The sequence below is a fragment of the Luedemannella flava genome, from assembly GCF_039528515.1.
Taxonomy (GTDB): domain Bacteria; phylum Actinomycetota; class Actinomycetes; order Mycobacteriales; family Micromonosporaceae; genus Luedemannella; species Luedemannella flava.
On the sequence record NZ_BAAALT010000165.1, the window covers coordinates 1 to 8,673 of the forward strand.

General features: G+C 73.2%; 5 protein-coding genes. 2 read left to right on the plus strand and 3 right to left on the minus strand.

Going from position 1 to position 8,673, the window contains the following annotated elements; translation table 11 throughout:
• Window positions 1-303: 303 nt before the first annotated feature.
• A complete protein-coding gene (gene ppdK / locus ABD211_RS23385) occupies window positions 304-2,973 on the minus strand; it encodes a pyruvate, phosphate dikinase (protein ID WP_344135859.1) in 2,670 nt (889 codons plus the stop codon).
• A gap of 144 nt (window positions 2,974-3,117) precedes the next feature.
• On the opposite strand from ppdK, the gene ABD211_RS23390 reads away from it, so the two are divergent.
• The gene (locus ABD211_RS23390) at window positions 3,118-4,119 is read left to right on the plus strand and encodes an Acg family FMN-binding oxidoreductase (protein ID WP_344135862.1); all 1,002 of its coding nucleotides are present in this window, start codon (window positions 3,118-3,120) and stop codon (window positions 4,117-4,119) included.
• A 285-nt stretch (window positions 4,120-4,404) separates the two neighbouring features.
• On the opposite strand, the gene ABD211_RS23395 is transcribed toward ABD211_RS23390, so the two are convergent.
• Complete coding sequence (locus tag ABD211_RS23395) at window positions 4,405-6,270, minus strand: right-handed parallel beta-helix repeat-containing protein (RefSeq protein WP_344135865.1); 1,866 nt, start codon at window positions 6,268-6,270, stop codon at window positions 4,405-4,407.
• Window positions 6,267-7,475 carry a pectate lyase gene (locus ABD211_RS23400; protein ID WP_344135868.1) on the minus strand — a complete coding sequence of 403 codons (1,209 nt, stop codon included), beginning with the start codon at window positions 7,473-7,475 and terminating at the stop codon, window positions 6,267-6,269. The genes ABD211_RS23395 and ABD211_RS23400 overlap by 4 nt, the downstream gene beginning before the upstream one ends.
• Before the next feature lie 234 nt (window positions 7,476-7,709).
• On the opposite strand from ABD211_RS23400, the gene ABD211_RS23405 reads away from it, so the two are divergent.
• Window positions 7,710-8,673, plus strand: a 964-nt coding sequence (locus ABD211_RS23405; RefSeq protein WP_344135871.1) for an RNA polymerase sigma factor, incomplete at its 3' end; no start/stop codon positions are given.

Consider the following 8,673-nt stretch of genomic DNA (forward strand, 5'->3'; position numbering starts at 1 on the left):
GGCGCGGCGGGCGGCGCCGCGGCCTCGACGTGGGGCAGCGGCGCGGGCGCGGCGTCGGGAAGGGTGGTCGGCCGCGCCGAGCCTGAGGCGAGCACGAGGGTCGCCGCCAGCAGCGCCGCGCCCGCGGCCCACCGACCCGCGCCCACAGTCGCACGGCCCCTGTGTGTCAACGCCTACAACCCCCGGAACCAGACATTTCGCCGCACCGACGGTATCGCACGGGGACGCCCTGCCAGGCCGGTTCGCGGGCACGTCAACCGGTGGTGGGCGCCGCACCGCGTCGCGGCGCCCACCACCTCCGGCTCAGCGGGTGTCGCTGCCTCGACCCGGCTGAGCCACCGCGGCCCGGCCAGCCTCCAACCGGGCGACCGGGACGCGGTACGGCGAGCAGGACACGTAGTCCAAGCCCGCCTCGTGGAAGAACGCCACGGAGCGCGGGTCGCCGCCGTGCTCCCCGCACACGCCGATCTTGAGGCCGGGCCGCACGGCGCGGCCCTCCTCGACGGCGAGCCGCACGAGCCGGCCGACCCCGCGCCCGTCGAGCGACTCGAACGGCGACACCTCGAACACCCCGAGGTCCAGGTAGCGCGGGAAGAACGAGCCCTCCACGTCGTCGCGCGAGAAGCCCCAGGTCATCTGCGTCAGGTCGTTCGTGCCGAACGAGAAGAACTGGGCGGCGCCCGCGATCTCGCCGGCCGTCACGGCCGCGCGCGGGGTCTCGATCATGGTGCCGACCGGGATCGCCGGCGCGCCCTCGACCGAGGCCAGCACGTCGAGGATCTCGTGCCGGGCGATCTCCAACTCCTGCACGGTGCCGACGAGCGGCACCATGATCTCCGGCCGGGGGTGGCCGCCCGCGCGGATCCGCTCGGCGGCCGCCTCGGCCAGGGCCCGCACCTGCATGGCGTACAGGCCGGGGACGACGAGGCCGAGCCGCACCCCGCGCAGGCCCAGCATCGGGTTCTGCTCGTGCATGCGGCGCACCGCCGGCAACAGCTCAGCCTCCCGCTGCCCGACCGCGCCGAGCGCCTCCGCCCGCGCGTACGCGGCGGTGACGTCCTCCAGCGCCGGCAGGAACTCGTGCAGCGGCGGGTCGAGCAGCCGCACCGTGACGGGCAGACCGTCCATGGCCTGCAGGATCCCGACGAAGTCCGCCCGCTGCAGCGGCAGGAGCTCGGCCAGCGCGGCCTCGCGTGCCGCGTCGTCGGCGGCCAGGATCAGCCGCTCCACCAGCGCGCGCCGCTCGCCGAGGAACATGTGCTCGGTGCGGCACAGGCCGATGCCGACGGCGCCGAAACGCCGCGCGCGGGCCGCGTCCTCGGGGGTGTCCGCGTTCGCCCACACGCCGAGGCGGCGCACCGCGTCGGCGTGCGACAGGATCCGGTGCACGGCCGCGACCAGCGGTTCGGCGTCCGGCGCCAACTCGCCCTCGAAGTAGCGGACCACGGGCGAGGCGAGGACGGGCAGCGCGCCCGCGTACACCCGGCCGGTCGTGCCGTCGATCGAGATCGTGTCGCCCTCGCGCACCTCCCGGCCGCCGACGGTGAACCGGCCCGCGGCCGGGTCGACGTCGATCGCGTCGGCGCCGCAGACGCAGGTCTTGCCCATGCCGCGCGCGACCACCGCGGCGTGCGACGTCTTGCCGCCCCGGCTGGTGAGGATGCCGACCGCCGCGATCATGCCGGGCAGGTCGTCCGGGTTGGTCTCGCGGCGCACCAGGATCGCCGGCCCGTCGGCGGCGGCCACGGCCTCGGCGGTGAACACGACCCGCCCGGTGGCCGCGCCCGGCGACGCGGGCACCCCGGTCGCCAGCGGTTTCGGGGCGCCGCTCAGGTCGAACCGGGGGAACATCAGGTGGTCCAGCTGCGTGCCGGAGACCCGGCGCAGCGCGTCGTTCAGGTCGATGGTCCACTCGTCGACGAGCTGGGACGCGATGATGAACGCCGCCTCGGCGGTGCGCTTGCCGACCCGGGTCTGCAGCATCCACAGCGTGCCGCGCTCGATCGTGAACTCGATGTCGCACAGGTCGCGGTAGTGGTGCTCCAGCTGGGCCATGATGCCGGTCAGCTGCCGGAAGCAGTCCGGGTGCAGCGCGGCCAGCTCCTGCAGCGGCACCGTGTTGCGCACGCCCGCCACGACGTCCTCGCCCTGGGCGTTGGCCAGGTAGTCGCCGTAGACGCCGCGCGCCCCGGTGGCCGGGTCGCGGGTGAACGCGACGCCCGTGCCGGAGTCGGCGCCCAGGTTGCCGAACACCATGGCCTGGACGTTGACCGCCGTGCCCAGGTCGGCCGGGATGCGTTCCTGGCGCCGGTAGATGACCGCCCGCTCGGTGTTCCACGAGGCGAAGACGGCCCGGATGGCGCGCAGCACCTGCTCGGTCGGGTCCTGCGGGAAGCTCTCCCCGGCGTACTCCAGGAAGATCTTTTTGTAGGTCTCGACGAGAGTGCGCAGGTGGTCCGGGGAGAGCTGGGTCTCGCTGGGCACCCCGGCGAGCGCTATCTCGGTGGTCAGCGCCTCGTCGAACGCGTCGGCGGGGACGCCGCAGACCGTGCGGCCGAACATCTGGATGAGGCGGCGGTAGGAGTCCCACGCGAACCGCTCGTCGCCCGTGTGCCGGGCGAGGCCCGCGACCGTCGCGTCGGTCAGTCCGATGTCCAGCACCGTCTCCATCATGCCGGGCATGGAGAACCGGGCGCCGGAGCGCACGGACAGCAGCAGCGGGTCATCCGGGTCGCCGAGCCGGCGGCCCATCGCCGCCTCCATCCGGCGCAGGTGCCCGGCGACCTCGTCGATCAGGCTCTGCGGCAGGGTGCCCGCCGCGAGGTACTCCCGACAGGCCTCGGTGGTGATCGTGAAACCGGGGGGAACCGGCAGGCTCATCCTGGTCATCTCGGCCAGGTTGGCGCCCTTGCCGCCGAGCAGATCGGCAAGGTACCTGTTTCCTTCGGCAAAGTCGTAGACGCGCTTGGTCATCGTCGACCTCCCGTAACGCGGGCGCGGTCGCGCCCTCACCCTCGTGGTACGTCCTGCGCCGGACGGTCCGTAGGGCCGTGTGTCTCGGGTCGGCGGGGCCTTGGACCCTGGGCGGTCCGCCGCCGGCGGGTCGAGGCTGCACCTATGAGTCGAGACCTGTTGAGCCGCGCGAGTCACCTGCAGTGGGCAGCGCACATGGCGCTGCGGGCCCCGTCGGTCTGGAACACCCAGCCCTGGCGGTGGCGGGTCCTGGACGACGCGGTCGAGCTGTGGGCCGACCGCGAACGCCAGGTCGTCTCCATCGACCCGGCCGGGCTGCTGCTCACGCTCAGCTGCGGCACCGCGCTGCACCACCTGCGTACGGCGCTGGCCGCGAGCGGCGACGAGGTCGTGGTCGACCGGCTGCCCTACCCCGGCACGCCCGACCTGCTCGCCCGGGTCAGCCTGCGGTTCCCCGGCGTCCTGGTGGAGGACGACACCGAGTACGCGCGCTTCGCGGCGATGGCCCGCCGGCGCACCGACCGCCGGCCGTTCGCCGAGATCCCCGTGTCCACCATGCTGCTGGACCGGTTGCGGTCGGTCGCCGCGGCCGAGGACACCCGGCTGACCCTCCTCGACGCCGAGGGCGTCGGGCTGCTCGCCCGCCTCACCGAGGGCGCCGCCCTGGTGGAGGCCGGCGATGAACGCTACGTCGCGGACCTCGACGGCTGGACGCACCGGCCGCGCTACGCCCGCGACGGCATGCCGGCCGCGAACGCCCCGGCCGCCGCGGCCCGGGTGGTGCCCGTGCGCGAGTTCGTGCCGGACGCCGACCCCGAGCCGGGCGCCGGCCCGGTGCTGCTCGACCGCTGCGCCTCGTACGCCCTGTTCTGGGGCGAGCACGACGACCCGGCGTCCTGGCTGCGGGCCGGCGAGGCGCTGTCGGCCGTGCTGCTGGAGGCCACGGTGCACGGGCTCGCCACCTCGCCGATCAGCAACGTGGTGGAGGTCGAGGCCCTGCGCAACGCGCTGCGCGACGTGCTGCCGGAGCCCGGGCACCCATACCTGGCGCTGCGGATCGGCTGGCCGATCTCGACCGAGGCGGGCGACGACCGCACCCAGCGGCTCTCGCCGGCCCGCCGCATCGACATCGCGGACCCGGCGTAACCGGCGGCCCGCACCTCGACCTCCCCGATGGCGGGCATCGCGGCCCCCAGGCCCGCGTTGTTCTCCACCGGGGAGGTCGACCCGCTTCGCACGCCCGCCGGCATGGCCGGCGGGTATGGGAAGATGCGGTCGGTGTGGTCGGCCCCGCACGCCGACGACAAAGTGCGGACCGAGACCTGGCCCGGTCTCGGCCACGTGTCCGTCGCCGACATGCAGGACGCCGCCTACACCCTGGCCGGGGAGGGAGCGGTGGACGGCCGCCCCCTCCCCGGAACTCCGCTCCGGCTAGATCTGGGCGCCCAGGTTCGGGTAGGCGACCGGTCGCAGGAACGACGACGGGCGGATGCTGCCGTCGCTGTTGCGCGCGCCCGTGATCACCGACGTGTCGGTGCTGGCCACGTCGGCCGTACTCCATGAGCTCTTGATGTTCCAGGAGTTGCCGGAGGCGCTCGACGAGCCGAGGGTGACCCCGGCGCCGTTGGTGAGGGCGAGGTTGTTCGTCAGGACCGACGTCGAGCTGCCGAACTTGAAGCCGCCGTCGCCGTTGCGGAACGCGGTGTTGAAGGCGACGGTGACCGTGCCCGGGTTGCCGTTGTCGATGAACCCGCCCACCGCGTTGTCGAAGGCGAAACTGTTGCGGATGGTGTGGTTCGCCGGCGGGTCCGGGTCGCCGCCGCCCATCTTGAAGCCGTTGCCGTCGCCGACGTAGTTCGGCAGGCTCCACCGGTTGAAGCCGTTGCCCCACGCCGCCGAGCTCTCGATGAGGATCGGCGAGGTGAACAGCCAGGCGTCGAAGCCGTCGTCGGAGTTGTTCCACAGCCGGGCGCCGCGCACCACGTTGCCCGTGCCCGAACCCTCCTTGATGGCCAGCCCGTCGGCGCTCTCGCCGTTCTTGCGCGGGTCCCGGTTGCCGTAGCTGTCCAGGTTGAGCACCTGGTTGTTGCTGGCCGCGCCCTGGATCTGCAGGCCCGACTCGTAGTTGTCGCGGGTGGTCAGCCGGTCGAAGATGTTGTTGTTGCAGTCGCGGCAGAAGATGGCGTACGGCGCGTGGACAATCTCCACGTTGCGCACCCGCCAGTAGTCGGCCTCGATGTGCAGCAGGCCCCGGTCCGCGTTCGGGATGCTGCCGCCGGTTGCCGCCGGCGTGTACGGCAGGTTCTCCCCGTCGAGGATCACCTTCTCGCCGTTGTAGCTGGTGATCGTGTACGGGTTGGCGGAGGTGCCGTCCTTGTAGATCTGCACGTTCGCGCTGAACTGGTACGTCCCGGCGCGCAGCGCGATCGTGGTGCCCGCGGTCGCGAGCGTCACCGCCCGGCCCAGCGTCGCCAGCGGCGCGGACAGCGTGCCCGCGTTGGCGTCGTTGCCGTTGGTGGCCACGATCAGCGTGTTCGCCGGGGTCGAGCTGGTCGGCGCCGCGCTGGTGACCGGCGCGCGCGACGTGGTCGGCGCGGCGGACGTCGGGCCGACCGTCGTGGTCGCCGGACGTGTCGTCGTGAGGGCGGCGCTCGTCGGCGTGGTGGTGCCGAGCGTCTCGACCAGCACGTCGTCGAACGAGGCCGACGCGTGGAACGTCTGCAGGACGATGCGGCCCTGGCTCGCCTGGCTGCCGGAGCCGCTCGCGACCAGGGTGCCGTTGACGTACCCGCGCAGGGCGCTGCCCTGGGCCTCGATGCGCAGCGTGTACCAGGTGCCGGTCGACACGGTCAGCGCCGCCGACCCGATGACCGTCACCGTGCCGCTGCGCACGGCCTGCAGCTCCACCCGGTTCGCGTCGGTCAGCACGAGCCGGTCGAAGCTCGACGAGCTGCCCGACCGGGCGGCCACGCCCACGTAGCGGGTCGCCGCGCCGAACGCGAGCGGCTTGACCCGCGCCTGCGCGGCGTAGTCGGTCCAGCTCGTCTGGCCGGCGAACACGCGGGCCAGCTCGGAGCCGGAGTTGGACTGGGTGTAGACGCGCGAGCCGTCGGTGCCGACGGCCCAGGTGCCGCCCGACTTGGACCAGCCGTCGGCGTTGCCGTCCTCGAAGGTGTCGCTGAACAGCGTGGCGGCGTTGGCGGAGGTGGCCGTCACCAGCGCCACGGCGCCGAGGGCGGCGAGGGCGGCGAGCGGCGCCGCCACGCGCACCAGCCGGCGCGATCGTGCGGATTTCACGGTGGATGCTCCTCGGTTCGACAGGGGACGGACCGGGGCGGCCGCCGAGCCCGCGACGGCCGCCCCGGGCGCCTACTGGAAGATGATGTCCGCGGACGTGAACCTGCAGTACGCGTTGTTGACGCCGTCGCCGAGGTAGGTCGGCTCGGAGCCCTTCGCGACGCCCTGGTACATGGCGCAGGCGTGGATGNCGTCACGACGACGTGGCGCTGGTAGCTGTTCGTGCAGTTGCCGCAGCCGCGGTACAGCTTGCCGATGCTCTCGGCGTAGAAGCCGGAGATGTTGACCGTGCCGTTGCCGTTGTGCTGGAACACCTTGTCGGAGGCCGACCTGGCGCCGCCGCCGATGACGTACGACGTGCCGCCGTTGGTCTGCAGGAACGTCGCGGCGTCCTCGCCGACGTCCTCCCACCAGACGTTCTGGATGGTGCAGGTGCCCAGGCAGTGGATGCCGTCGCCGGCCGGCGAACCGATGATCAGGTTCTTCACCGTGCCGCCGTTGGCGACCTCGAGCACCGGGTCCTGCGACTCGGACTGACCGCCGTCGCCGATGCAGCAGATGCGCTTCATGCCGCCGTCGTACGTGCCGGAGACGCTGATCGTGCCGTTGGACAGGCTGATGTCGCCGGTCTTCGTCGGCCAGGAGCCCAGCGTGGAGCTGCCGGTCGTCACCGGCGCGCGGGTGGTCGGCGCGGCGGTCGTCGCGGGCCGCGTAGTGGCGGCCCGGGTGGTGGTCGGCGCGGCGGTGGTGGCCCGCGTGGTGGTCGCGGCCGAGGTCGACGTCGAGCCGGTGCAGGTCGTGCCGTTGAGCGCGAAGCTCGACGGGACGGGGTTGCTCGAGTTGTTCCAGGAACCGTTGAACCCGAACGACGCGGACGCGTTCGTGGCCAGGGCCCCGTTGTAGGCGACGTTGGTGGCGGTCACGGCCGAGCCGCTCTGCGTGACGGTGGCGTTCCACGCCTGGGTGACGGTCTGCCCGGCGGTGAAGCTCCAGGTCAGCGTCCAGCCGTTGAGCGCGTCACCGAGGTTGGTGACCGAGACGTTGCCGCCGAACCCGCCGGGCCACTGCGACGCCACGGAGTACGTGACCCGACAGCCGGTGGCGGCCTGGGCGGAAGTTGCGGCGATCACCCCGCCGGCGGCCGCGACCATCGCCGCCGCGATGGCCGCCCCGATCAGCGCCGTGCGGCGCCGTCGTAGTGACATGGGAACTGCTCCTTTTGCATCTGGGACGTGCGCGGTGCCAGGCCTTCGCGCCAGCGAAGATCCGGACCAGTGGCAAGCGCTTTCCAATCGAAGGTGATCGCTAGGCAGCGACACCGCTAGTTAGTGGACGCGCGGGTCGCGCACCGATAACACCGCCTCGCGAGGTTTCTCAGCCGGGGGCGCGCGGCCTTTACAGTCCCGAAAGTCGCGTGTCAGGATGCGCCCGGAATTGTTATGACCTTGTCGTCGCCGGAGGACCCGATGCACGCCGTGGCCGACACCGAGCTGGTGCAGGCCGCGCGGGCGGGTGACCGACGGGCGCTCGCGGACCTGCTCAGGTCCCACCTGCCGCTGGTGTACAACATCGTGGGCCGGGCCCTGCACGGGCACCCCGACGTCGACGACGTCGTCCAGGAGACGATGGTGCGGGTCGTGCAGAGCCTGCCCGGGCTGCGCGACCCCGACCGGTTCCGGTCCTGGCTGATCGCCATCGCGATCCGTCAGATCCAGGACCGTGACCGGCGCGGGGCGGGCGTGCGCCAGCTGCCGCTGCACGAGGCACCCGACCTGCCCGACCCCGACGCGGAGTTCGTCGGCGGGGCGCTCAACCGGCTCGAACTCGCCGGGGAGCGCGACGCGTTCGCCGAGGCGAGCCGCTGGCTCGGCCCGGACGACCGGCGCATCCTCGCGCTGTGGTGGCAGGAGGAGTCGGGCGGGCTGACCCGGGCCGAGGTGGCCGGGGCGCTGGGCATCACCACCGCGCACACGGCTGTCCGGGTGCAGCGGATGAAGGCGCACTTCGCCCGGGCCCGCATCCTCGTCGCCGCGTGGCGTATGTCCCCCCGCTGCCCCGAGCTGACCTCCCTCGCGCAGGGCTGGGACCGTCGCCCCGACGCGCACTGGTTCAAGCGGCTCGACCGGCACGTGCGCGGGTGCGCGCGGTGCTCGACCGCCGGGCACCTGCTGACCCCCGCCGAGCGCCTGGTCGGGGCGGTGGGCCTGCTGCCGCTGCCCGCCGCGCTGGCCGACCCGTCGTGGGTGGGCGGCGCCGCGTCGGCGGCGAGTGCTGCCGGCAAGAGCGGTCTGCACCTGTTCGCCGGCCTGTCGTTGAAGCCCACGCTCACCATCGCGGGGGCGGTCGCCGGCACGGCCGTCGTGGCCCTCAGCCTGCTGCCCTGGCAGGCGCCCGACGACCCGG

What these genes read in the sequence shown, in the direction of transcription:
- ppdK (WP_344135859.1), bottom strand. Translation starts at nt 2,973, where the DNA reads ATGACCAAGCGCGTCTACGACTTTGCCGAAGGAAACAGGTACCTTGCC.
- ABD211_RS23390 (WP_344135862.1), top strand. Translation starts at nt 3,118, where the DNA reads ATGAGTCGAGACCTGTTGAGCCGCGCGAGTCACCTGCAGTGGGCAGCG.